Origin of the sequence: Aeromonas sp. 102P, from assembly GCF_051920345.1 — a bacterium.
GTDB lineage: Bacteria > Pseudomonadota > Gammaproteobacteria > Enterobacterales > Aeromonadaceae > Aeromonas > Aeromonas veronii.
Genome location: NZ_JBQBCZ010000001.1, coordinates 2,189,610 through 2,215,400, shown reverse-complemented (window position 1 = coordinate 2,215,400; position 25,791 = coordinate 2,189,610). Strand labels below are relative to the sequence as shown.

General features: G+C 60.5%; 19 protein-coding genes. 7 read left to right on the top strand and 12 right to left on the bottom strand.

Going from position 1 to position 25,791, the window contains the following annotated elements:
* The first annotated feature begins 73 nt into the window (after window positions 1–73).
* Complete coding sequence (locus tag ACTG1K_RS10555) at window positions 74–3,202, top strand: efflux RND transporter permease subunit (RefSeq protein WP_425855593.1); 3,129 nt, start codon at window positions 74–76, stop codon at window positions 3,200–3,202.
* A 44-nt stretch (window positions 3,203–3,246) separates the two neighbouring features.
* Window positions 3,247–3,594: a copper-binding protein gene (locus ACTG1K_RS10550; RefSeq protein ID WP_425855591.1), complete on the top strand. Its 348-nt coding sequence runs from the start codon at window positions 3,247–3,249 to the stop codon at window positions 3,592–3,594.
* 118 nt (window positions 3,595–3,712) lie between these two features.
* Here the strand turns inward: ACTG1K_RS10550 and ACTG1K_RS10545 are convergent, their stop codons facing one another.
* The 6 genes from ACTG1K_RS10545 to ACTG1K_RS10520 form a co-directional block, all read right to left on the bottom strand.
* Window positions 3,713–4,630 carry an ABC transporter substrate-binding protein gene (locus ACTG1K_RS10545; RefSeq protein ID WP_425855655.1) on the bottom strand — a complete coding sequence of 306 codons (918 nt, stop codon included), beginning with the start codon at window positions 4,628–4,630 and terminating at the stop codon, window positions 3,713–3,715.
* An 83-nt stretch (window positions 4,631–4,713) separates the two neighbouring features.
* Complete coding sequence (locus ACTG1K_RS10540) at window positions 4,714–5,517, bottom strand: ABC transporter ATP-binding protein (RefSeq protein WP_100653382.1); 804 nt, start codon at window positions 5,515–5,517, stop codon at window positions 4,714–4,716.
* Entirely contained in the window at window positions 5,517–6,554 is a 1,038-nt protein-coding gene (locus tag ACTG1K_RS10535) for a FecCD family ABC transporter permease (protein ID WP_425855589.1), read from the bottom strand. Before ACTG1K_RS10535 ends, ACTG1K_RS10540 begins: the two co-directional genes overlap by 1 nt.
* A 7-nt stretch (window positions 6,555–6,561) precedes the next feature.
* Window positions 6,562–7,578: a FecCD family ABC transporter permease gene (locus ACTG1K_RS10530; protein WP_019446608.1), complete on the bottom strand. Its 1,017-nt coding sequence runs from the start codon at window positions 7,576–7,578 to the stop codon at window positions 6,562–6,564.
* A gap of 124 nt (window positions 7,579–7,702) precedes the next feature.
* The gene (locus ACTG1K_RS10525; RefSeq protein ID WP_425855653.1) at window positions 7,703–9,670 is read right to left on the bottom strand and encodes a TonB-dependent receptor domain-containing protein; all 1,968 of its coding nucleotides are present in this window, start codon (window positions 9,668–9,670) and stop codon (window positions 7,703–7,705) included.
* A gap of 278 nt (window positions 9,671–9,948) precedes the next feature.
* On the bottom strand, window positions 9,949–10,752 hold the full coding sequence (locus ACTG1K_RS10520; RefSeq protein WP_425855586.1) for a siderophore-interacting protein: 804 nt from the start codon (window positions 10,750–10,752) through the stop codon (window positions 9,949–9,951).
* A gap of 324 nt (window positions 10,753–11,076) precedes the next feature.
* Between ACTG1K_RS10520 and ACTG1K_RS10515 the strand changes: the two genes are divergently transcribed.
* Window positions 11,077–12,594 (top strand): HD domain-containing phosphohydrolase, encoded by a 1,518-nt coding sequence (locus ACTG1K_RS10515; RefSeq protein WP_005361714.1) that lies wholly within the window; start codon window positions 11,077–11,079, stop codon window positions 12,592–12,594.
* A 93-nt stretch (window positions 12,595–12,687) separates the two neighbouring features.
* On the opposite strand, the gene ACTG1K_RS10510 is transcribed toward ACTG1K_RS10515, so the two are convergent.
* The gene (locus ACTG1K_RS10510; protein WP_440006819.1) at window positions 12,688–13,953 is read right to left on the bottom strand and encodes a TIGR03503 family protein; all 1,266 of its coding nucleotides are present in this window, start codon (window positions 13,951–13,953) and stop codon (window positions 12,688–12,690) included.
* Window positions 13,950–14,684: a DNA polymerase III subunit epsilon gene (dnaQ, locus tag ACTG1K_RS10505; RefSeq protein WP_058055867.1), complete on the bottom strand. Its 735-nt coding sequence runs from the start codon at window positions 14,682–14,684 to the stop codon at window positions 13,950–13,952. The genes ACTG1K_RS10510 and dnaQ overlap by 4 nt, the downstream gene beginning before the upstream one ends.
* Window positions 14,685–14,763: 79 nt before the next feature.
* Here dnaQ and rnhA point away from each other — a divergent pair, with 79 nt between their 5' ends.
* Window positions 14,764–15,228, top strand: coding sequence for a ribonuclease HI (gene rnhA, locus ACTG1K_RS10500; RefSeq protein ID WP_005353268.1), 465 nt, complete (start codon window positions 14,764–14,766; stop codon window positions 15,226–15,228).
* Here rnhA and ACTG1K_RS10495 read toward each other — a convergent pair.
* The gene (locus ACTG1K_RS10495) at window positions 15,216–15,938 is read right to left on the bottom strand and encodes a methyltransferase domain-containing protein (RefSeq protein ID WP_005361718.1); all 723 of its coding nucleotides are present in this window, start codon (window positions 15,936–15,938) and stop codon (window positions 15,216–15,218) included. The genes rnhA and ACTG1K_RS10495 overlap by 13 nt on opposite strands.
* Window positions 15,939–16,010: 72 nt before the next feature.
* Between ACTG1K_RS10495 and gloB the strand changes: the two genes are divergently transcribed.
* Window positions 16,011–16,775 (top strand): hydroxyacylglutathione hydrolase, encoded by a 765-nt coding sequence (gene gloB, locus ACTG1K_RS10490; protein WP_005337817.1) that lies wholly within the window; start codon window positions 16,011–16,013, stop codon window positions 16,773–16,775.
* 70 nt (window positions 16,776–16,845) lie between these two features.
* Window positions 16,846–18,399, top strand: coding sequence for a LysM peptidoglycan-binding domain-containing protein (locus ACTG1K_RS10485; RefSeq protein ID WP_040067949.1), 1,554 nt, complete (start codon window positions 16,846–16,848; stop codon window positions 18,397–18,399).
* A gap of 160 nt (window positions 18,400–18,559) precedes the next feature.
* Here ACTG1K_RS10485 and astE read toward each other — a convergent pair whose 3' ends face one another.
* Window positions 18,560–19,585 carry a succinylglutamate desuccinylase gene (gene astE / locus ACTG1K_RS10480; protein ID WP_440005268.1) on the bottom strand — a complete coding sequence of 342 codons (1,026 nt, stop codon included), beginning with the start codon at window positions 19,583–19,585 and terminating at the stop codon, window positions 18,560–18,562.
* A gap of 292 nt (window positions 19,586–19,877) precedes the next feature.
* A complete protein-coding gene (locus ACTG1K_RS10475; RefSeq protein ID WP_005337823.1) occupies window positions 19,878–20,087 on the bottom strand; it encodes a DUF1127 domain-containing protein in 210 nt (69 codons plus the stop codon).
* 522 nt (window positions 20,088–20,609) lie between these two features.
* On the opposite strand from ACTG1K_RS10475, the gene ACTG1K_RS10470 reads away from it, so the two are divergent.
* On the top strand, window positions 20,610–21,503 hold the full coding sequence (locus ACTG1K_RS10470; RefSeq protein WP_236302299.1) for a DNA replication terminus site-binding protein: 894 nt from the start codon (window positions 20,610–20,612) through the stop codon (window positions 21,501–21,503).
* 141 nt (window positions 21,504–21,644) lie between these two features.
* Here ACTG1K_RS10470 and ACTG1K_RS10465 read toward each other — a convergent pair whose 3' ends face one another.
* Window positions 21,645–25,520, bottom strand: coding sequence for an SNF2-related protein (locus ACTG1K_RS10465; RefSeq protein ID WP_440005266.1), 3,876 nt, complete (start codon window positions 25,518–25,520; stop codon window positions 21,645–21,647).
* Between the last annotated feature and the right edge of the window lie 271 nt (window positions 25,521–25,791).

The window sequence follows — 25,791 nt, the reverse complement described above, 5'->3', positions numbered from 1 at the left end:
TCCCTACCATCATTCGCTGCCTAGCAGGCAACCGCTCTCCGCTCTCTCTACTTGGTGAGAAAGGAGTTCAATCATGATCCCGTCGATTATTCGCTGGTCAATCGGCAACCGCTTTCTGGTGCTGCTATTGACCCTCATGCTCACCGCCTGGGGGCTCTGGTCGGTCAAACAGACCCCGGTGGATGCCCTGCCGGATCTCTCCGACGTGCAGGTGATCATCAAGACCTCCTATCCGGGCCAGGCGCCACAGGTGGTGGAAGATCAGGTGACCTACCCGCTCACCACCGCCATGCTGGCGGTGCCGGGGGCCACCACGGTGCGCGGCTACTCTTTCTTCGGCGACTCCTTCGTCTATGTGCTGTTTGACGACAACACCGACCTCTACTGGGCCCGTGCCCGGGTGCTGGAGTATTTGAGCCAGGTGGCCCCCAATCTGCCCGCCTCCGCCCGCCCCCAGCTCGGCCCGGACGCCACCGGGGTGGGCTGGGTCTATCAGTACGCGCTGGTGGACAAGACCGGCAAGCATGACCTCAGCCAGCTCACCTCCCTGCAGAACTGGTTCCTCAAGTACGAGTTGCAGACGGTGGAGGGGGTCTCCGAAGTCGCCACCGTGGGTGGCATGGTGCGCCAGTATCAGGTACGGGTCGATCCGGACAAGCTGCGCGCCTACGGCATTCCGCTCTCCCTTATCGAGACCGCCATCAAACAGGGCAATCAGGAGACAGGCGCTTCCGTCATCGAGATGGCGGAAGCGGAGTACATGGTGCGCTCCAACGGCTATCTGAAAAGCGTCGAGGATCTGAAGCAGATCCCGCTCGGCACCAATGTGCGCGGCGCCCCGCTGCTGCTGGGGGATGTGGCAGATGTGGTCACCGGTCCCCAGATGCGGCGCGGTATCGCCGAGCTCAACGGCGAAGGGGAAGTGGTGGGCGGCATCATCGTCATGCGCTACGGCGAGAATGCCCAGCACACCATAGACGGAGTCAAGGCACGGCTGGCGGAGCTGAAAAGCAGCCTGCCGGAAGGAGTAGAGATCGTCACCGTCTACGATCGCTCCGACCTTATCCAGCGCGCCATCGACAACCTCTCCGGCAAGCTGCTGGAGGAGTTCGCCGTGGTGGTGCTGGTCTGCCTCGCCTTCCTGTTCCACCTGCGCTCGTCACTGGTAGTGGTCATCACCCTGCCCATCGCCATTCTGGTGGCCTTTATCGTGATGCATCTGCAGGGGATCAACGCCAACATCATGTCGCTCGGGGGCATCGCCATCGCCATCGGCGCCATGGTGGATGGCGCCATCGTGATGATCGAGAACGTCCACAAGCACATGGAGCGGGAGGCGCTCACCGACAAGAACCGCTGGCACATCATCACCAAGGCGAGCATCGAAGTGGGGCCTGCCATCTTTTTCTCCCTGCTGATCATCACCATCAGCTTCCTGCCGGTGTTCGCGCTGGAGGCGCAGGAGGGGCGGATGTTCCACCCCCTCGCCTACACCAAGACCTATGCCATGGCCGCCGCTGCCGCGCTCGCCATCACGCTGGTGCCGGTGATCATGGGCTACTTTATCCGTGGCAAGGTGCTGGCCGAGCAGGCCAACCCGCTCAACCGCTGGCTGAGTCAGGGCTATGTGCCACTGCTCAAGGCCGTACTGGCCCGTCCGAAAACCACCCTGGCCATCGCCGCCGTGGTGACGGTGGCGGGCTTCTGGCCGCTCAAGTACTTGGGCTCCGAGTTCATTCCGCCGCTCGATGAGGGGGACATCATGTATATGCCCACCACCGCGGCCAATATCTCGGTGGGCAAGGCGCGGGAGATTTTGCAGCAGACCGACAAGCTCATCCGCACCGTGCCTGAGGTGCAGAACGTATTTGGCAAGGCGGGGCGCGCCGAATCGGCCACCGACCCAGCCGATCTGGTGATGATGGAGACCAGCATCCAGCTCAAGCCCCGGGACCAATGGCGCCCCGGCATGACCCCGGAGAAGCTCAAAGAGGAGCTCGACTCCCTCATCCGTTTCCCAGGTCTCACCAACGCCTGGGTGCCCCCCATCAAGACCCGCATCGACATGCTGGCTACTGGTATCAAGACCCCGGTCGGCATCAAGATAGCGGGGCCGGATCTCAAGGTGATCCAGCAACTCGGCCAACAGCTCGAACAGATCGTTGGCAAGGTGGAGGGTGCCTCATCGGTCTACGCCGAGCGGGTGGCGGGTGGCCGCTACGTCAAGGTGGATATCGACCGGCTCAAAGCGGCCCGCTATGGCCTCAACATCGCCGACGTACAGGCGGTACTCGCCACCGCGGTGGGCGGCATGGAGGTGGGCCAGACCATCGAGGGGCGCGAGCGCTATCCCATCAACCTGCGTTACCCCCAGAGCTATCGCGACTCGGTGGCGAGCCTAGAGCTGCTGCCGGTGGTGACGCCGAGCGGGGCACGAATCGCGCTGGCGGACGTGGCCCGGGTCTACATCAGCGATGAAGCCCCCATGCTGCGCAGTGAAAACGCGCGCCTCAACGGCTGGGTCTACGTCGACATTCGCGGCCGCGATATCGGCTCCTTCGTCGATGAGGCCAAGGCAGAGGTGAACAAACAGCTGGTGCTGCCGGCAGGCTACGCCCTCACCTGGTCTGGCCAATACGAGTACATGGAGCGGGCCAAGGCGCGCCTCGCCTACGTGGTGCCGCTGACGGTCGCCATTATCGTGCTGCTGCTCTATCTGGCGTTTCGCCGCGTTCAGGAGGTGCTGCTCATTCTCACCACCTTGCCGCTGGCGGTTGTGGGCGGGATCTGGACCCTCTGGCTGCTCGACTTCAACCTCTCGGTGGCGGTCGGGGTGGGCTTTATCGCTCTGGCGGGGGTGGCGGTGGAGACCGGCGTCTTGATGCTGGTCTACCTCAACCATGCCTGGGATGACCTGGTGGCCAGTGGCAAGCCGGACAAGGCGGGGCTGCATCGTGCGGTGATCCACGGCGCCGCCCTGCGCCTGCGTCCCAAGATGATGACGGTGGTGACCATTATCGCCGGCCTCTTGCCCATCATGTGGAGCCACGGCACCGGCTCCGAGGTAATGCAGCGCATCGCCGCCCCCATGATCGGCGGCATGGTGAGCGCGCTGGTACTGACCCTCTTGGTGCTGCCCGCCGCCTACTACCTGTGGCGCAGTCGCAGCCTTGGCAAGAGCACGAACCCGCAATCCGAATAACCCGATTTCACGATCCATATTGACTGAACGATAAGGAAACCATCATGAACTACAAAACGCTGACCCTGCTGCTTGGCCTTGCCACCCAGACCAACCTGCAAGCCGAAGAGATGATGCACCATGAAGGGCACGAGATGAGCCAGACGGGTGAGATGAGCGAACAGGCCGCAATGGTGATGACCAAGGGGGTCATTACCCGCCTCGATGAGGGGAGCGGCAAGGTCGGCATCAAGCACGAGGCGATCGAGAATCTCAAGATGCCCGCCATGACCATGGTCTTTCGAGTGGCAGATCCGGCCCAGCTCAAGGGGCTGAAGATGGGGGATGCCATCCACTTTCATGCCGAAAGCCAGAGCGGCAAGCTCACAGTGACAGCCATCCAGCCGCAATAAACGGCTCTGGCTCGCCGAAGAGGTCACGATAGACAGTGACAACGCAAGAGGGAGGCATCAGCCTCCCTCTTCTTTGGTCAACCTGTTCATGTGGTCAACCTCTGGCACGCGATGGCACTCAGCTGCGGGTTGCCAGCAACTGCTCCACATCCTCGATCACCTTGAGAGCCGCCTGCGGGCCGCCGCTCGAAGTCCAGAGCGATCCGTCCACGGCGCCAAAGCGCTTGGCCTTGATCACCGGCAACTGCTGGAACGCCGGGGTCTGCTCCGCCTGACGCATGGCATCTACCGCATCACCGCTGGCGCTCAGAGTGCCGACCACCAGCCAGTCAGCATCCAGCAAGTTGAGAGACTCCAGACTGAGTGCCGGTGAGTGGGGCGCGCCAGTCCCCTGTTGTTTGTCCGGACGCACCAGTCCCATCGACTCCACTACGCTGCTGGCAAAGGTGCCCTGATACATGAAGCTCGGCCCCTTGGGGTTCCAGCGCACTATGCTGATGCTCTCCCCCTGATGCTTGGCCAGCTTGCTGCGAGCCTGAGTCAACCGCTCGGCATACTGCAGCAAGAAAGTATCCCCTTGCTGGTCGCGGTTGAGGGTGTGAGCGGTGCGGCGGAAGCTATCCTGCCACGGCTCCCCCCACTTGCTGGTCACCACGGTCGGCGCGATCTCCCCCAGCAAAGTCAGCAGCTCGGGACGGGTCTGGCCTGTCAGGATAAGGTCAGGCTCCAGCGCAATCAGCGACTCCAGATTGGGGCTGTCGAGATCGCCGATCACCAGGATCCCCATGCCCGCCTTGTTCAGCAAATAGCGAGGCAAAGTGGGTTGACCACGGCCATTGACGGCGCCGATGGGGGTCAGCCCCAGGGTCAGGGTGCTGTCGAGTTCGAGCTCGCTCAGCACCACCACCCGCGTTGGCTGGACTGGCACCTGCACCTTCTGGCCAAACGCATCAGTCACTTCACGCATCTCCTGTGCCTGAACCAGCGGCGCGGCCAGCATCAGGATGGCTGCTGCCAGGGCGGCAAAACGCTTCATCATCTCACTCCTTCTCGTTGCACGGCCCGGATAATCGGCCGCGTGAATATACTCGGCGGGCCCACAGAGCAGGCCCATATGACTCAACTCGCCGAACGCAGGGCGCGGCCATGTTCGTGGCGACGAGGCACGATAATGGGCGCCCCGTCGCCGGGGGCATGCAGAATGTCGACACTGGTGTGGTAGAGCCGGTCGATTAGATCCTTGGTCACCACCTCCCGGGCCGGGCCCATGGCGGCAATGGTCCCCTCGCCGATGGCGATCAGCTCGTCACAGTAGCGGGCCGCCATCGCCAAATCGTGGATCACCAGCAGCACGGTTTTGCCCTCGGCGGTGATGCGATGGATCGCCTCCATCACCTCGGTCTGGTGACCGATATCGAGGGCGCTGGTGGGCTCGTCGAGCAGCACCATGTCGCTGTCCTGCGCCAGGATCATCGCCAGCCACGCCCGCTGTGCCTGCCCGCCGGAGAGGGACGCGGCGCTCTGCTGCCAGATGCTTTCAAGCTGCATCCGCTCGCAGGCAATACGCACCATGCGGGCATCTTCCTCACCCCACTGATTGAACCAGCCCTGATGAGGGTGGCGGCCATACTGCACCAACTGCTCCACCAGAATGCCGGCAGGCAGAGTCGGCCGCTGGGGCAGATAGGCGAGCTCCCGCGCCAGCCCCTTCATGGGGTAGCTGGCAAGCGGCTTGCCCTTGAGCAGGATCTCGCCGCGTTGGGCTTTCATCTGGCCGGATAGCAGCTTGAGCAGGGTCGATTTGCCGCAGCCGTTGGGGCCGACGATCCCCACCAGCTTGCCTCTCGGCACGCTGAAAGAGATGTCCCGCAAAATGGGGGTCTGCTGATAGGCGAAGTGGAGGCGATTTACGGTGAGCGTCATCAGTCAGCCCTCTGGCGATCGTTAACGAGAAGAAACAGCAGCAACAGGCCGCCGAGAATGCGGGTCATGATGCCGGTCGCCACCTCGTGAGGGCTGGCCAGCACCCGAACCAGGGTATCGCTGGCAAGCAGCAGCAAGGCGCCGCTAAGCGCCGCCAGCCAGAGCGGCACCACTCGGTCTTTCACCAGCCAGGAGGCAAGAATGGGGGCCGCCATGGCGATAAAGACCACGGGGCCGCCGATGGCGGTGCCGAGCGCCGCCACCAGAATGGCCTGGGCCAGAATGCCCAGTTGTACCCGATCGCCGTTGACGCCAAGCCCTCTGGCCATCTCGGGACCAAAGCGCAGCACCGCCAGCGCGCGGGAGAGATAGACGATCCACGGGCAGAGCAGCAGCAACAGGATGGCAATCGGGGTGATAGTGCTGTAACCCACGGCGATAAAGCTGCCCATGTTCCACAGATAGAGAGAGCTCAAGTGCAGCAAAGCCTGGGTGGACATCACAAACTGGCCGAGCGCCTCGAACAGTTCGGAGAGGCCGATGCCGATCACTACGAACAGATAGCCCTGCTCACCCGGTTTGCGGCAGAGGGCACAGAGCACCAGCGCCGCGAAGATGGCGCCGATGGGGGCCGCCCACCAGGGCCAGCTGCCCACGGTCAGGTAGAGGGAGAAGATGATGATGGCCAGAGAGGCGCCGTTGTTGACCCCCACCATGTCGGGTGTGGCCAGCCGGTTGCGAACCAGAGTCTGCACCAGACAGCCGGAAAGCCCCATGGCCGCCCCCGCCACCACGACCCCAAGGATGCGCGGCAGCCGGATCTTGAACAGGGTGAGCTGCTCAAGCCGCGTCCCCTCCCCCAGCAGAGTGTTGACCACCCCGGCAAAGCCGAGTTTGCCGCCGCCAACGCTCAGGGCCAGCAGAGCAAGCGCCAGCAGCGCCATGGCCAGCAGTACCAGCCAGCGCCAGCTTGGCAGATGGAGCAGCAAAGAGCGGTTGCCGGCTCGCAGGCAGAACATATCGGTAGGTGTGCGCATCAGCCCCTCACTTGACGGTCAGCAGGGTACGAAAGCCCCCGCGGTGGACGATGGCGATCAGCACTGGCGCACCAATCAGGGCCAGAATGACCCCGTTTGGCAGCTCGAACGGCTGGATCAGCCAGCGCGCCAGAATGTCGGCCAACAGCAGAAACAGCATGCCGAACAGGGCGGAGAAACAGACCTGCACCGACAGCTTCACCGGCTCCACCAATCGGCCACAGTAGGCGGCCAGAAAGCCGACAAAGCCGATAGGGCCGGCGATGGCGATGGCACTGGCGGTAAACAGGGTGGCGGCCAGCAGCACGCCAATTCGCACCCGGTTTGGGCGGATCCCCAGCGCCTGGGCCTGACTGTCCCCCATCTGCATCAGGGTCAGCTGGCGACAGAGCAGCAAGGTGATGACAAACGCCGCCAGCACGAAGGGCAGCACGGCAATGATGGCATCGAGATTGGCCGCCGACAGGGAGCCGAGGTTCCAGAAGCGGTACTGCTCCAGCACCATCTTGTTGGAGAGCAGCAAAAAGCTGGAGAGACCGCCGAAGGTGGCCGAGAGCGCCACCCCGACCAGAATCAGCTTGAGGGGGTTGGAGCGGCCAATCATCATGCCAAGCCCCAGCACAATCACGTTGCCGAGCAGCGCACCGAGTCCGGCCCAGAGCAGATAGCCATAGGCAGACTCTACCCCGAACCAGGTAAGCCCCACCACCAGCGCAAAGACGGCCCCGGCGTTGACCCCAAGCAGGCCGGGTTCTGCCAGCGGGTTGCGGGTCGCGCTCTGCAACAAGGAAGCAGCCAAAGATAAAGAGGCGCCGACCACCATGGCACAGAGGGTGCGCGGCAGTCGCAAGGTATTGAGCACCATGGCGAGCTTCTCGTCGCCAGCCCAGCGGGCATCCCCCATCAGGTAGCCGAGCACCTCGCGAGCACCATAGACACCCGCACCGGTGGCGAGCGAAAGAGAAAGCAGTACGAACAGGAGGAACAATCCCAGCCAGAACAGCGAGGTCTGGTCTCTAAACACCCTTTAACTCCTTATGATTGCAATGCCATCTTGTTGAAATACAAGTGGTTTTAATAAAAGTCGTCACCCGAGGTGATCCCCTGACAACAACGGAAGCCCGTCAGTGCGGGCTCCCGCTCAGCCACTACATCTTGTAGGCCACACCGGCATAGATAGTGCGCCCGTCGAGGATCTGATCGGCCTCGGTGGCAACCCAGTCACGCTTGGTATTGGTCAGGTTGTTGAGTCCGAACTTCAGATCCAGTGCCCGGGTGGCGTTCCAGACTGCCCCGACATCCAGGGTGTGGAATCCGGCGGTGGTCTCATAGGTGGTGCCGCTCATGCGCGGAACCGGAAGGATCTGGCTGCCGGTGTAGTTCCAGCCGAGCTGGGTACTCAGGCTCTCGATGACCTGCCACTCCAGCTTGGCGTTGGCGGTATGCTCCGGCGTCCGATAGAGATCCTTGCCGCTGGTCTTGTCTTCCCCGTCGATCAGGGTGACGTTGCTGGAGAGGGTTAGGTTATCGGTGAGATCAAACCAGCCGCTCAGCTCCACCCCCTTGATGCGGGCCTTGCTGACGTTCTGATAGGTCATCACCGCCGGACGCCAGGTGGCGGTCCATGCCTCGCTCTGGATCTTGTCCTTGATATCGTTGTGGAAGGCGGTAACCCCGGCGCCCCAGAACGAACCATCATAGGCGGTGCCCAGCTCGTAGCTGACGGCGGTTTCCGGTTTCAGATCCGGGTTGCCCACTACGGCGCAGCGACCGCGACAGGCGGCTACCGCATAATCCGGGTTGGACTGGGCAATAGTCGGCGCCTTGAACGCCTTGCCAATGCCGCCCTTGACCACCCAGTTGTCCGTCAGGCTGTAGAGGGCATAACCACGGGGGCTGAACTCGGTGCCATAGGTCTCGTGGTGATCGACCCGGCCACTCAGGGTCAACGACAGATCGCCAAAGCCAAACTCATCCTGCAGATAGAGCGCGCTCTGGTTAACGCTGACATCGCCCCCCTTGAGGTTGACGTTGTGCTTGAGTTCGGTGATGCGGTACTCGGCACCGCTGGTCAGCAGGTGGCTGCCCAGATTGCCGCTCAGCTGACCATCGAAGGTGTGGTTGGTCTGGCTCACATCGCCGCTGGTCTTGCTCAGCGCCGTCATCAGTTCGGAGTCATCAAAGAGATCCACCTGCTCGAAGGCATAGCCGACCCGGCTGTCGAACTGATCCCAACGGCCGACGTGAGTAGCATTGAGCCCCAGTCGCTCCATCTGCTGGATGTTGCGCGGCGTCTGGCCGTAGTTGTTCCAGTGGGCCTCCCGATCGTCTTTGGCGTAGTTCATCCCCACATCCAGATCCTGACGATCATCGATCAACCATTTGACGTTGGAGAGGATCCCCAGCTTTTCACGCTGCTCGATGGCATCGGCCTTGGGGTTGATGCTCTGCTCGCTCTGCCAGGCATCCCTGTGGTTCCCTTCCACCACCAGGTTGGCCAGCAGCTTGTTGTCGATCAGCGCCCCGCCCACATAGGCACTCGCCTTGTTGATAGTCCCGCCGTGACCGTCGGTGGGGTCACTGAAGGTATAGGTGGCCGCCGCTTCGGTCTTCTCCCCGGGTTGGCGCAAGATGACATTGACCACCCCACCCAGCGCATCGGCACCGTAGAGGGAGGAGATGGGGCCACGGATCACTTCGATACGCTCGATGACCGCCATCGGGATGGCGGAGAGATCGAAATCATTGCCATAACCGGAGGTTAGGGCATCGCGGGAGCTGATTCGCCGGCCATTGACCAGCAACAGGGTGTAATCCCCCTCCAGCCCGCGCAACTTGATCTCGCTGCGGCCGTAGCTGGTCGCAGGGCTGATATTGACCCCCGGCAACTGTTTCAGAGCGCCGGTCAGATCATTGACATTGAGCTTGTCGAGCTCGGCCCGGGTCACCACAGAGACGCTGGCCGGGGCGGTCAGCTCGCTGTGCCGGGTTTTACTCGCCGTCACCACCATAGTTTCATGAGCGGTGACAGGCGCAGTCCCTTGGGCCAGAACTGGCAGGGCAAAAAGGGACAACACCAGCGGATGCACTGCAAATCGTCGGGATGATGTACGCATCATCAACACTCCACATAAAACAACCAAGGCCAACACCACCGACATCCCTGTCTGACCTCGCCAGACCCGGTGCAAAGTGATGGAGTTCATTGGCATGAACAGTCGTCCATGCCCCATCACCCCGAACATCAGTGCATTACGGCAGGCCCTGCGTTGTGCTATGCCACTCGCAGCCATCAATAACAAAAGCGCCGTACCGACTGACATCGGGACGGCGCAATACTAAATGCAAATCATTTTTATTTGCAAGAGTGAATCAGGTATTCTTTCGCATCCGCTTAATTATCCATCACATCGTGACGGGTCTGGTGATAGGCCTCTTCACTCTTGCCCCGACGCCAGTACGGCACGGCGTAGAGCGACTGGCGATCCACCTCGAGCACAGACCGAAAATGGCGGCGCAGCGGCAGCACCAACGCCTCTTCCCCACCCAGCCAGAAGAAGCCACCATCGCGCACCAGCGGCAGAGCAATCACATGCTCCAGCAGGCCACTGGACTCGGGCTCACCGACAAACCAGTGACAGCGCACCCCGACCGGTAGCGTCAACGGTTGAGCATCGGCCTGATCCGGCACCAGAATCGCAATTTCCCCTCTGGCATCGGCAGGCATCACCTCACACATCGCCATGATGGCGGGCAAGGCGGTGAGATCCCCCACCAGGCAGTAGTGATCGGCCGGTTGCAGCATGGGGTTGGGACCACCCGGCCCGGAGAGGATCACCTTCTCTCCCGGCTTGGCATGGGTGGCAAAGGCGCTGGCGGGCCCGCCGTCACCGTGCAGCACGAAGTCGATATCAATTTCCTGCTCATCACGGCGAAATGCGCGGATGGTGTAGGTGCGGATCACCGGCTTGTCAGCCGGGTCACTCCAGCGCGGGCCGCTCGGGGTCATGGCAGGCAGCACCGGCTCTACCTGATGGGGCTGGGCCAGCATCACCTTGATATGGGCCCCACCGCAGGTAAAGGGATAGTCAGCCAACTCGCTGCCACCAAAGGTGATACGACGCAAATGGGGGGTGATCTGGGTAATGGCTTTGACAGTCAGCAGACGGGGACGACTGGGAGGCAGAGATGGGGACACGATGGGGCTCCTCGTTGAGTGTGTCGCCCATGCTACACGCAAATAGGAATTACTATCAAATAAGATTGCTTCTCGTCTAATAGCTACAAGCTGGATTCAAACATCCCCAACCACTGGCGTCCACACCCCAATTCAGACATAGGCTTTATGCACGCTAGCTCCATGATTGGGCAAAGAAAGCAGCCGGACAACGCCACAGTTACAAAGGGTTCCATTTGCTTATTTCGACCATAGTTTTTCGAGATCAAATTTTATTTCCCAATAAGTTTCCTATCCTTAGTGAAGCAGTTAATGTAAGCACAGGATGCCAAACAGGATTGTATGATGGATGACCAGATCCTGATTATTGATGATGACGATCTCTCCCTCCCCGACGCACAGCAAGCGGGCTGGAAGGTGATGATTGTTGACGATGAGCCTGAAGTGCATCGCATCACCAAAATCACCTTGAATAAATTCGAGTTTGACAATCGCCCCATCGATTTTCTGCATGCCTATTCCGCGGCGCAGGCCAAGGAGTTGCTGGCCACCACCCCGGACGTTGCTCTGTTGCTGCTGGACGTGGTGATGGAGGTCGACCACGCCGGCCTTGATGTCGTCAAATACGTCCGTGAAGATCTGCAAAACAAGATGGTACGCATCGTGTTGCGTACCGGCCAACCCGGCCAGGCGCCGGAAGATGACGTGGTCACCAACTACGACATCAACGACTACAAGGATAAAACCGAGCTCACCTCCCAGAAGCTGCGCACCCTGCTGCGGGCCAGCCTGCGATCCTATCGGGATATCCGCACCCTGGAGAGTAACCGTCAGGGGCTGGAAAAAGTCATTGAAGCCTCCAAGGGGATCTTTGAGAAACGGGCCTTGCGCCAGTTTGTCGAAGGCGCCCAGGAGCAGCTCAGCGCCCTGCTCCATCTGGGGGAAACCCAGATATACGACGTCAAGCAATACGCCTATGAGGTGAAGGATCAAGTATTGGAGCCCCTGCTCCCCGGCCATCCAGCCATGCTCCTCACGGACGCGCCGGAGATCCTGCGCCAGGCCATGAGCAAGCGCAGCAACGTCTATAACGCCACCCAGATGGTGCTCTACTGTCAGAATCCGCGCCACCACCTGCTGTTCCACATCGAGACCACCCGCCAGCTCAGCCAGATCGATACCAGTCTGCTGACGCTGTTTACCGAAAACATCATAGTGGCGCTGGAGAATATCCGGCTCAATGAGGTGATCGCCGACAACCAGCGGGAGATCATCTATCGCATCGGCGAACTGGTCGAAACCCGTTCAAAAGAGTCAGGGCTGCACGTCAAACGGGTCGCGCTCTATACCGAACAGTTCTGCCACCTGATGGGCATGAGCGAAGAGCAGAGCGAGCTGGTGAAACGTGCCTCGCCGCTCCATGACATTGGCAAGGTGGGAATTCCCGATGCCATCTTGCACAAGCCGGGCAAGCTGACGCCGGAGGAATGGGAGATTATGAAAACCCACGCCCAGCTCGGGCAGGATATGCTCTCCGGCAGCGATCTGGCGCTGTTTCAGATTGGTGCCACCATCGCTGGCAATCACCATGAGAAATGGAATGGCAGTGGCTATCCCCGCGGTCTGAAAGGGGCGGATATTCCGCTGGAGGGACGAATTGTGGCGCTGGCTGACGTGTTCGATGCCCTGGGTTCGGATCGCTGCTACAAGAAGGCGTGGCCGCTGGACAAGGTGCTGGCCCTGATTGAAGAGGAGAAGGGGCAGCATTTCGACCCCCAGCTGGTCGAGCTGATGATGGCCAATCTGGACAAGTTCCTCGAGATCCGCGAGCAGAACAAGGATGTCTATATCGGCGAACACTGATAGCCAGCTTGTTCTGTTTATGAACTCAAAAAAAACGCCCTGCTTATCAGGGCGGTTTTTTATATCTGGCATCACGCCACTTCAGAACGAGGGTTACTGCTCTGGCAGATTGAGATCCAGCTTGGCAGCCGGTTGTCCGGCTTGCTGATTCTCGGCCTGCGCAGCGGCCAGAGCACGCTTCAGAGCACGCCGTTTTTGTATCACCACAAACCCGACCCCACCCAATACCGCCAGCAGCACACCACCACCCGCCAATGCCCAGATCAGCCAGCCCATTTCCTCCTCTGCCGGAGCTTCATGGGTCGCCTCGGCGCTAGATACAGGAGCTGCAGCCGACACCACCTCTACAGGAGGCGGCGGTGGCGGGAAGACATTGAAGGTTTTCACCGGCAACTCGATTTTCAGCTCACGGCCGAGGCGAGTGGTGCCATAGAGGGTTGCTTTCACCTCATGCTGACCGACCTCCTTGATGTTGGAGAGATCGATATCAAGCTTGGGGTCGCTGGCTGTCTCGCTGAACTCGTAGAGGCCGCCCACATTGCTGGTCACACTCCCCTTGACCACCACGGAAGCGGGATCCAGCTCATCACGGTCGATTAGCAGTGAGAGCTTGGCACCCAGCTCATCCGAAGGCGGCGACAAGTTATAGCTGAACGGATAGGGGTAAAGCAGCACATCCTGATAACGGGCACGGACAAACACCTGATTGCCGGTGCTGAACATGGCGCGGTACTTGCCACCGGGAATATCCTGCAGCGTCACTTCCGCCGTCATGATGCCATCGCCTGGCACCTCATCTAGCCCCTTGCCATCATCGCGATAGTGGCCAAGTACTTGATCCAGCACGACCTCTTTCTTATCGGCATCGCTGAACGATTGCAGCTTGACGGTCATGCCAAGGTCAGAGAGATAGTATTTATCTTTCGGCGGCTGACCATTGATCAGCAACCACGCCTTGAGTTTGACCACCTCCCCCTGATAGAGCTGCATCGGCAGGGCGGCGATATCGAGCCGGATATCGGAGAGAATGCGCACCCGGTTGTCGGGATCCACCTCGCCAATCGCCTGCCAGGGGCCCGGCATGGGATTGCGCAGGGTAATGAGATCATGCTCCGGCAGCGCCAGCCAACCCACGTCGGCGGGTTTGACCCTACCCACGTAAAGCTTGCTGCCATCGGGGCGAACCAGGATCACGGACGGGGTGCCCGGCTTGCGCTTGATGATGAAGGTGATCTCCTTCACGCCGTAATCGATGCGAAAGCGGTTATCCAGCAGCGGAATATCGGAAGGGGCAAATACCTCGGTCGCCGTCGCCCCCAGCGAGAGCAACAACAGCAGACCGGCACACCACTTGCTCATTGCCGCCACAGACAACTTCCTCCCTTCTTCTGTACCAGATCCAGTCTCGCTTCGTGCAGGGCCTGAACCTCGGCACTGGCACGCACCACCTTGAGGGCGGGTCGGTTGCTCTCCAACCGGCGAATACTGGTGTCCTGATTGCTTTCGTTTTCGTTGCTCTCGGTGGCCAGATTGAGTTTGGTCTGGCCGCCGGTCATCAGCAGGTAGACGTCCGCCAGGATCTCCGCATCGAGCAGAGCCCCGTGCAGGGTACGGTGGGAGTTGTCGATACCGTAACGATCGCACAGCACATCCAGGTTGTTGCGCTTGCCGGGGAAGAGATCCCGCGCCATCGCCAGGGTATCTGTGATGGTGCAGATATCCGCCGTCTTGAAGTTGAGGCCGAGCTTGCTGAACTCGTAGTCCATGAAGCTCACGTCAAACGGCGCGTTGTGGGCGATCAGTTCGGCGCCGCGGATGAAGTCGAGGAACTCGTCGGCGATCTGGCTGAACGACGGTTTGTCACGCAGAAATTCGTCGGTAATACCATGCACCTGGATCGCTTCCGGGTCGACCAGACGATCAGGCTTGATATAGACGTGATAGTGGTTACCGGTCAGCTTGCGGTTGATCACCTCCACACAGCCGATTTCGATAATGCGGTGCCCCAGATAGACAGGGCCGCCCGCCGTATTCATACCTGTGGTTTCAGTATCCAGAATGATCTGGCGATTCAGTTGGGGTGTGTTCATGATCCAATCTATGTCAAACTTCGGCTTTACTTACTCGCTAGTTTACCCCAAGCCTCATGTTAAAACAGATTGATTGCTCATGTTAAAACAGATTGATGTCTATACCGACGGCTCCTGCCTCGGCAATCCGGGCCCGGGTGGTTACGGGGCCGTCATGGTCTACGGCAAGCACCGCAAAGAGATTTCCGCCGGATTCAAGTTGACCACCAATAACCGGATGGAGCTGATGGCCGCCATCATGGGGCTGCGCACCCTCAACGAACCGTGCAAGGTGCGCCTCACCACCGACAGCCAGTATGTCCGTCAGGGGATCACCCAGTGGATCATCGGCTGGAAGAAGAAAGGGTGGATGACCGCCAACCGGCAACCGGTCAAGAACGTCGATCTCTGGAAGGAGCTGGATGCGGAAGTGGGTCGCCACCAGATTGAGTGGCTCTGGGTGAAGGGTCACTCCGGCCACCCGGAGAACGAACGGTGCGACGAGCTGGCCAGAGAGGCCGCCTGCGGCAAGGATCTGGCCGAGGATACCGGCTACCAGCCCTGACGAGCCATTCCCGGTGTGGCGAGGGACTTTGGCAGTTGCCAGCGCCGCCGCACCGGGATCAGTGGAAAGCGCCGTTTACGGGCCGCAATCACGTATACCGATGCAAATGCCCTGCAATAATCCCGCCCGATACTCTCCCGCCACCAACTGTGCCAGCTCTGTTTTCCCATAAACGAATAACCAAAGCGCTCGTCGAACATCACCTCACATCCCAGCAGATGCAGCCAGTCCGTCACCCGCCCCGGGGTGAACATCCGTGCTGACCAGGGCATTCTGCGCCGCAAAAACGGCACACAGTGACCGATCCCGACCAGACTCATGGGGTTATAGCCACTGATGATCAGCCAGCCATCGTCGGTCAACACTCTTTCAGCCTCACGCAACACCTGATGGGGATCGGCAGAGAAATCGAGGCAGTGAGCCAGCAGGCAGGCATCGACGCTGCCGGTCCGTACCGGCAGATCGAGGGGGTCGCCATACATGTCGAGCAGCCGCCCGCCGGGGGCGACCCCGATCTGGTGACGAATGGAGGAGCGTTTGCAGGAGAGTTCAGCGCTCAGAGCGCCAATTTTCAGCAGATGATACCCAAACAGATTGGGACACCAGTTGTCGAGCCGATCCTGGATCTCGGCCGCCACCCAGTCCCCCATAGGCAATGCAGACCAGCTGGTCGGGATCTCGATTTGTTGTTCGGTACGTGCCACCTGCATAATAGGGCTCAACTCGGGGTTTCGAACGCCATCCTGTTATATAAGATACCCTCCCTAAAGAGAAGCAGACTCATGTATCCAGTGATCACAGTTCCAGCCTTTAATGACAACTACATCTGGTTGATCCGCCACGAAAATCACTGTCTGGTGGTCGATCCGGGCGATGCGGCCCCCGTGCTGGAGCGGCTCGAGGCATTGGGGCTGGTGCTCGATGCCATCCTGCTGACCCATCACCATCACGACCATGTCGGGGGCGTCACCGACCTGCTTGCCCACTTCCCCCACGCCCGGCTCTATGGCCCCAAACTTGACCCGATGCCGGATCACCACGGTCAGTGGCTGGAAGATGGCGATCAGATCAACTGGCACGGCCTCGCCCTCGAGGTAATCCATGTGCCCGGGCACACTCGCGGCCACATCGCCTACCACGGTAACGGCATGCTCTTTTGTGGCGATACCCTCTTCTCGGCCGGTTGTGGCCGCCTGTTTGAAGGGACGCCGGAGCAGATGTACCACTCGCTGCAACGACTCGCCGCCCTGCCCGATGAGACACTCATTTATTGTGCCCACGAGTACACCCTCTCCAACCTGCGTTTTGCCTATGCGGTCGAACCGGACAACCCGGCGATCCGCCGCCAGATCGGGCTGATCAGCAAACTGCGGCAACAAGGGCTGCCAAGTCTGCCAACCCGGCTGGGTGACGAACGCACTTTCAACATTTTTCTGCGATGCGAACAGGATTCAGTGAAATTTTCTGCTGAAAAACATGGGCTAAAATGCGTGGAAAATCCGGTAGATACCTTCACCATCCTGCGTCAGTGGAAGGACGTTTTTTGAACAAACCTTGATCAGGGGGCCATTGCCCCTTATGATGCGAGCTGTTTTTCCTAAAAATGACCGGAACGAGATGAAGGTACGAACGGCCTTATTGGCAGCGCTGTTGCTCAGCGGCTGCCAAAACCTGAGCCATCAGGATGACCGGGCGCTAACGGCAATCGAGCCGATCAAGTCCCCCCAGGTCAAGAAAAAAGCGCATAAAAAACACTCTTCCCATTTCCTGTTTGGCGATGAACAGCTGGACGAAATGGAAGACACGGACAATCTGTGGGTGCGTATCAGCGATGATATGCAACTGGAAACTCCGGACAACCCGCGCATCCGCCAGCAACGTGAGTGGCTGTTGCGCAATGATAAGCATCTGGCGACCATTGCCAGCCGGGCTGAACCCTACCTCTATCTGATGGTAGAGGAGATTGAACGGCGTGAGCTGCCAATGGAGCTTATTACTGTCCCGATGATCGAGAGCATGTTTGATCCCCATGCCCGATCCCGCAGCAATGCCGTCGGACTCTGGCAGTTTGTGCCAGCGACAGGCAGAAACTTCGGTCTGCGCCACGACAACTGGTATGACGGACGGCGCGATGTGCTGGCCTCCACCAATGCGGCGCTCGACTATCTGGAGTACCTGAACCGCTTCTTTGACGGTGACTGGCTGCAAACGCTGGCCGCCTACAATGCCGGGGAAGGACGGGTGCGCAACGCCATCCAGCGTAACCAGCGCGCAGGCAAACCGACCGACTACTGGTCGCTCGATCTGCCCCGGGAAACCCGGATGTATGTACCCAAGATCCTCGCCATGGCTGACATGATCAGCAATGCGGACAAGTACAATATCCAGTTGCCGGTGCTCGCCAACGAGCCGAAGCTGCGAGTGGTGGAGACCGGCAGCCAGATCGATCTGAATGTGGCCGCCCAACTGGCAGGTCTGCGCACCTCACAGCTCAAGGAGGTCAATCCGGCCCTGAGCCGTGGCGTGATGTCGCCCCGTGGCCCTTACCGCCTGCTGGTACCGGTAGAGTATGCCGATACCCTGGAGCTGGCACTGGCCGATCTGCCCAAGAGCGAGCGTATTCGTACCCGCTCCTATCAGGTCACCAGTGGCGATACCCTGTCGCGCATCGCCCAGAATCATGGCGTCAGCGTGAACGAGCTGAAGCTGGCCAACAATCTGCGCAGCAACAACCTGCGTCGTGGTCAGCAACTGGTGATCCCGACCCACGGTCAGGTCAGCAGCAAGGCCAGCTCCGCCAGCAAACCGCAGCAGTTGGCAAGCCGTGGCAGCAGCCAGAAGGCCAAGGTCAGTTACAAGGTGCGCTCGGGTGACAACCTGTGGAGCATCAGCCAGGCCCACGGCGTCTCCCACGAAGAGCTCGCCAGGTGGAATGGTCTGAATGCCAAATCGGCGCTCAAGCCAGGCATGAAGCTGGTGGTCTATCCCAAGCAAGGGAAGAAGAGCGACAAATCGATGGTGTATCAGGTTCGCCGTGGCGACTCCATCTCCTCCATCGCAGCTCGCTTCCAGGTGGCCATCAACGATGTGATGCGCTGGAATCAGCTAGATAAAGGGGATTACCTCAAGCCCGGCCAGGAGCTGACCCTGTTTGTGAAGAACAACAGCTAAGCCACACCACTTGAACCCGATAAAAAACGGGGCCAGTCATCTGACTGGCCCCGTTTTTTATTACTGCGGCTAACCGCTGCTGTGTCTGAGCCACCGACTAAAACAATGGCTTGGCGCCACCTGCGGATGCCTCACCGCTCTGCAGGCAAAACTATCACAGCTATTCCCAGAGCCTTGTCGGCACCACCATCAGCACGGTGCGCTGACCGATCGCCACATTGGCATTGGGGAAGACCACCGCCTCACGCGGCTTCTCGACGATGTAGCGCAGCTCGCCATCCTCGGCCAGCACGAACCCTTGGGGGAATTCGGTGAAGTTGTCCACATCGCTGGCGAATAGAAAGCGAAACTGATCCGATTTTTTGGTGATCACCCGATCGATGGCAAACAGGATGAAATCATCCGCCCGCCACGGCTCCAGTGCCACTTCATCCTGAGTCACCAGCTCCTGCAGCGCCTGGCGGGTTTCGATAAAGCGGGTCATATCGTTCTCGCCAAACGGGCGCACCTTGCCCAACTCCACCGTAAAGGCGTGGGCACCATGCTGGCGGGAGCTGTAGTAGCTGAAGGTCGTGGTCGGGCTGGCGGAGAGCAGAATGGTGCGCACCCCGCAGGCGCCGAGGAACTGCACCTGCTCGCGGCAGTGAGGCCGCTCATGGGGAAAGGGGTAGACGGCAAACTTCTCGTGGCGCGAGCCGCGAATGGCGGTGTGCAGGTCGTAGTGGTAGCGGGGACGAGCCGGATCAGCAAAGAAGCGGCTCACATACTGCTCGAGGCGCATGGCGCGGATCCGCTCCCGATTGCAGAGCCCCTCTCCCTTGCTGTGTGCACCGGAGAAGAGCCGGTTCATGTTCTCCTCCACCTCCCGCAGCCCCAGATTTATCGCCGCCGGATTGCCAAACAGGAACAGCACCCGATGGCGGGCGCTCAGCTCGCCAGAGAGCAGACGGCTCAGCAGCTGGTTGCAGATCTCGATGGGAGCGGTCTCGTTGCCGTGAATACCGCAGGAGAGGACGATATCCTTGCGTCCTCCCGGCTGGTCGTCCGTGCCACTGGCAGGCTCCAGACAGAGCACGCCCGTATCCCAGACGCTGACCCGCGCACCATCGGGCAGGGCAAATTCAAAGGGCTCAAGCTGCCACTCATGGCTGCGGGTCAAGGCCAAAAAATCGTGCTGGGGAATCATCCGTCTCACCCTCTCGCTCTGGAATACTATGGCCGGATTATACGCAAGGCATCGCGGCTTAAAATCGTTTTTTAAACAAATTCAAACATTAACGATACAAGTGTGATAACAATCGAACGATGACAGCAATGGCAGTAGCGATGTGCAATAAAGAGGAGAGGAAAAAGGACCAACAAATAACAGGGGGAAAACGGGGGATATAAAACAGACAATGACAGACTTGGCGGCCAGGCGCCACGGGGCAGAACAGCAAACGACTCAGCAGAAAAACAAGGCATCCATGCCCGGCAGATCAACCACGCCAGAACGGCTTGGTGGTCTCTTGATAACGGTCAGCTTCGTTCAGGCCGATATCTTTGAGCAGGTACTCGGGCAGCTCGGAGAGCTGGCGACGGCTGCGGCTGCGCTCCAGCCAGGTCAGAACGGTCATTTTAACGCGAGCAACCAGATTCAATTGGCTGGAATGCTGGTAACCGGTTTCGGTATAAGTCATGTTGGCCATGATGTGGCTCCTCTGAATATTTGTTTACGCACTGGGCTTTATTTGATGCGCAAAGCTTAGTCAGGGAGCAGGGCCGACTCAATTGACGAATTTTGATACGTTACATTAGGAAAACTAATAGTAAAAAACTGACTGATATAATTTTAATACTTTGATTTATAAAGAATAATTAAGTCACTATTCGACCATCAACGGCCCGCAGCATATTGTGCTACATGGCACCACCTTACATATGCAATTTACCGCATTGCCTATGCACTCGCCAATGGACGCGCCATGGCTGGCAACCCCGTCATTACATTCTATTGTTAATTCTTCGATCTATTGGTGATCTTAAATTAACACAATGAAACATAAAACAAACTTACTTTCCTCCCGCGCAGCTCCCTCGATGAAGACCCGAAAACGCCCCTCTTGGCGCGCAACCGGCATACTGGTATGGTTATTTATACAGTAGTTTATTCCCCTGCCCTGACGCCATCGTTTATGTCGTCAGAGGCGGATGAAACCACAGGATCATCGATGGATACCTTTACCCCGACCGCCGCCCTGCGTCAACAGATGGCCGCCATAGAAGCCTCTCTCAACCAGCTGGCCGATCTGCTTGGCCAGCTCGAGCTGCAGGAGGCCCATGCCTATCCCCTCCCCCCGGTTGCACAGGGGGAAGAGCACGACCCGATCGAGCAAATTGAGGTGGGCTATCTCAACGGTGAAGCCGCGCTGGCGGCCACCCTCGCCGCCTATCGGGATCATAGCGCCCGCCCCGGCTGCTCCACCAAGGCGACTCATCGGCTGCCCGGCTGGTTGCGCTTTCCTGCCGCCGCAGCCCCCTTGCTGCAACCGCTGATCGACCAAATCAACCAGCACAAACTCGATTTCAAAGCGCTGGTGCAGCAGGCGGGGGGACGGGACGAGAAGTTCGAGCTGGTACATACCGCTCTGCCTGGGGTGATCACCTTGCAGGTCTACCGCAAACTGACCCTGCTGGCGGGGGAGCTGCAATCCCTCGGCTTTACCTGGGCCGACAAGCAGACCATCAATCGCCTCAGTCGCGAGCAGGTGCTTGAGATGCTGGAGCGCAGCCGCCGCTATATACCGGCCCTCTCCAACAACGAGGAGTGGAGCAAGATGGTGGATCAGGAGGTGTACGACATTCGCCGTCTGCCCGCCGATGCCGAGCTGCGGATCCGCCGCCCGGTCAAGACTCACCCGATGATCAACCTGCTCTGGCTGGAGCGCACCCCGCGCAAGCAGCAGATCAAGGCGAGCCTGCCTCTGCTGCTCTGCTCGGATACCCCGCCTGCGGTCACCCATCTGGGCAACTATCCCCCCAAGAGCCGACAGGCGCGGCGGGATCGCAAGATTGGCGGCGAGCCCATCATCGAGCGGCTGCACCTCTATCTCTATCAGGGGTGACTGGATCAGGAATAGCTGGGCCGCCTTGCCGCGATAAACGAAGTATCCCGCATCAGCACCCCAAATAAGAAAAGGGAGAACATCTCTTGATGTTCTCCCCTTTTCTGTATCGATAGGCGGTATGAAAGGCGGCGTCGCCAATCAGCCCATCAGCAGGGCTCGCAGGCTCTCCACATCCAGCCCGCGCACCTCGGACTGGCCGCTCAGCAGGCCATCGGCCAGCGCCCGCTTCTCGTCGTGCAGAGCGACGATCTTCTCCTCCACCGTCTGCTCGCACACCAGCCGGTACACGGTCACCGGCTGGGTCTGGCCCATCCGGTGCGCCCGATCGCTCGCCTGATCTTCCACCGCCGGGTTCCACCAGGGATCGAGGTGCAGCACGGTATCGGCCTGGGTGAGGTTGAGGCCGGTCCCCCCCGCCTTGAGGCTGATGAGGAACAGCGGCACCTCCTCATGACGAAAACGCAGGATGGAGTCCTGACGGGACTTGGCGGAGCAGCCCCCATCCAGATAGCAGTAGTCCCAGGACTTCTGCTCGATGCGGGCTCGCAGCAGGCTCAACAGATCGACAAACTGGCTGAACACCAGCACCCGATGACCACCGTCGATCGCCTCTTCCAGCAGGGCCATCGCCTCGTCCAGCTTGCTGCTGGTTTGCGACCACTCGGGCATCACCAGCTCCGGCGAGCAGCAGAGGCGGCGCAGCCGGGTCAGGCCGCTCAGCACATGCATCAAGGCGCGGCCATCGGCGCTTTGCACCTGCTGCACCACTTCCCGCCGGGTCGCCTCGTAGAGCTGACGCTCCTCGGGGGAGAGGCTGATGTGGTGGATGATCTCGGTCTTGTCCGGCAGCTCGGTCAGCACCTGCTGCTTGAGACGACGCAGGATGAAGGGGCTGATCACCGCCCGCAGCAGCGCCATGTGCTGGGGATCCTTGACCGCCTTGCCAAAACGGCGCTTGAACTCGCCAAGGCTGCCGAGCAGCCCCGGGTTGATAAAGGTGAAGAGGCTCCACAGCTCCCCCAGATGGTTCTCGATGGGGGTGCCGGAGAGGGCGAGGCGAAAATCGCCGTCGAGCTGGAACAGCAGCTTGGCGCGCTGGGTACCGGCGTTTTTGATCTGCTGCGCCTCATCGAGCACCATACTGGACCAGCGGCGGGACTTGAGCGCCTCCGCCAGGCTGCCGAGCATGCCGTAGTTGATGAGGATCACCTGACCGGCCTTGGCCTCGCGAATCATCCCCTCCCGCTCGGCCGGGTTCTCGAACACCACCACATCCAGTTCGGGGGCAAAACGAGTCACCTCCTCCTGCCAGTTGGTGACCACTGACTTGGGTACTACCACCAGCGCAGGGCCAAGGTGCTGGCGCATCCGCAGCACGATAAGCGCCTGCAGCGTCTTGCCCAGACCCATGTCATCGGCCAGACAGGCACCAAAACCGTGATGGGCCAGGGTCGCCATCCAGCGCACCCCCTCTTTCTGATAGTCCCGCAGGGAGGTAAGCAGCTCGTCCGGGCACTCGACCTCCTGCTGCCACTCCTGCTGCAGGGATTGCCACGCCGCATCCCCTTCGGTGGTAATGACCGAGAGCAGACGAGTGAGCGGATAGGCCAGCTTGTTGTTGATCCGCTGCTCTTCATCGAGCATGGCCCCCAGCATGGTGAGCCGCTCCACTAGCTTGTCGCTCAGCATCAGGCTGGTCTTCTCGTCGAGCTGAACGGTGCGCTGCCCCGGGGTCATCTGGCGCAGAATAAGGCGCAGGTCGAGGATCTGGTGCTCATCGAGGGCCAGTGCCCCTTCGACCTGGAACCAGTCCTGCCGCCGCTCGATGCGCAGGCTCAGAGCCGCTTCATCAAGGCTCTTGAGGCGGGCGCTGTCCTGATGCCAGTGAATGACCACACCGGCATCCACCAGCTCGGGCAGGGCATTGACCAGCGCCAGCGCCTGCTCCCCCTGCAGTAGCCACTCGCTGCCGGGCAGGCCGATGGGCAATTGATTGAGCAGCAACTGGGCCTGCAGCTTCTCGGCCCCGAGATCCCGCTGCCAGTAGTGGTACGCCTTGATCCCCTGCCGCACGATCGCCTCCCCCTTGCCAAGGGGCTGGGGCGGCAGATCCTCAAAGCGGGTCACCAGCTTGACCGAGAGCTGACCATCCTGCCAATCCAGTTGCACCGAAGGAATGCCCGGCCAGGGAGCCAGTTCGGCATTGCCGCTAAGCCCCGCAACCTGACTGTGCCAAGGTAGTTCGGGAATGGCGTCCAGCGTGCGTTGCAGCTCGGCCAGCCCCTCGGCGGGCAGCAGCGGGATGGATTCGAGCGCAGGCAAGCGGTCGAGCAGCGGCTGCGGGGTGAGGATCAGCTGCCACAGATCCTGTGCCAGCGGCATGATATGGGCCCCGCGAGCGGCCGCATCGGGACAGAGCTGCGCGCTCATCCCCTGTTCGGTGGCCACCACCTGCAGCAGGGGGGCGCTGATGGCCAGTTGCAGCTTTTGCCCCTTGGCGTTGAACAAGCGGGGGTGATCGGCCAGCGGCGCCCAGACATCCCGCGGCAGTCGTCCCATCACCCGTGGCAGGGTGCGGACCAGCGCCCAGTCATGCTCGTCGAGCATGGCGGCATACTGGGTAGAGAGCAGGGCCGGATCGACCCGGCGACCGGCGGTCCACTCCCCCTTGGTGCTCAGCTTCTGGATCTTGCACTCCAGCTCGGGACCGTCGGCATGGAGCAGCCACACCAGCCGCTCCTGCGGCTTGCGCACGCCACTGGAGCGTCCCAGCCCCTGCAACCAGTTGAGCCAGCTGGCAGAGGCCGCGGTTTTATCCTCGTCCCCGTCATCATCCTGCTCGTCACTGCCCTCTTGCGTACTCTCCTCACTGCCGCGCAGTTGGCACAAGGGCGCCCCTTTGGCCGCCTCGCCCAACAAGATACGCAGCAGATCCTGACAAAAGGCCATCAGGCGATGATGGGGCTCGGCATCGAGCAGATGGGAGAGATCCCACTTGTGCAACATGGCCACCTGCGGGCTCTGGGCACCGTGACGGGCCAGCGCGCAGAGATCGAGCCAGAGATAGCCCCAGTGGAGCTCCTCCACCGGCAGTTGCAGGGTATCAAACAGGCCAACCGCCTGACCGTGGCGATCACCCGCCCACTGGCTGAGCAGGTCGGCAAGCAGGGGGAACTGGCCAGTCAGGCTGCGCTGCCACTTCTTGCGCTGTTCGCTGGCGATGACGGGATCGGCCTGCTGCAACCAGCCAAGCCAGAGCAGGGCGCTGAACGAACGGGGCCACTGGCCCGCCTCGCCCTCATCGGTTGCCTGCCACTGGCCCAGTGCGGTGAGCAGCCGCTCGCCAAGCGGGCCGCTCTGGCTCTGCTGGGCCAGCGCCTGCAGGGCTGGCCAGCCGGGGGCGGCATCCTTGTCCTCGCCGGTTGGCGATGTGCTCTCGCCATCCCCGCAGAGCCAGCGCCACTCCGCCTCGAACGCTTTGGCCCGGGCCTGTACCTCGGGGGCGCAGCGCACCAGCGCATTGGCCAACGGCCAGCGCTCTTCATAGGGGGCATCAAGCAAGAGTTGCAGCGAGAAGTGCTCCAGCAACATTTGCTGCCAGGCGGGGCTGGAGCCCGCCAGCAACTGGTGAGCGTCCGGGGTATCGAGCAGGGTCAGCAGATCGCTGGCCGAGAAATAGGTGGGGATCTCCCCCGCCTTGCCGCGGCAGAGCTCGCGCACCACCGCATGGGTGAGATCCTGCCCGGTCAATGAGGGCACCCGGCTCCAGTCCGGTGCCGGGCAGAGACCGGCACGCACCCCCAGGATCAGCGCCAACGTCCCCTCGGCGGTCAGGCTCCACTGCTGCTCCCCACGTAATCTGACCAGCCCCGCATCCTGCAGTCGGGTCAGTTTATCGATCAGGGCATGGCCTAACGCCAGTTGTTCTTGCAGCAAACGGGTACTGGCAACGCGCTGCAATTGCAGGGTGGCGAGCAGGGCATAACTATCCGAAGAGAGGGTGGACGCAGACATCAAGACTCACGGGCAAGTGCAAAAGCGGAATTTTAACGGTAAAGCGCCAGCGGCTCGACCCTTTACCGTGAAATAACTCAAAAAAAACGGCCATCCATGATGACCGTCGAAAGTAACGAAGGAAATAGCCGGATCATCCGGTTACCTCCCACAGCGGGAAAATCGGGAGCGCTAGCCCCTAATTCGTGGAGCCAATGCTAGAGGTTGGCGCCCGAAAAAGCTTTGAAGCGGATCACAGTTGAAAAGGATTTCTGAAAACGGTTTCAATTTT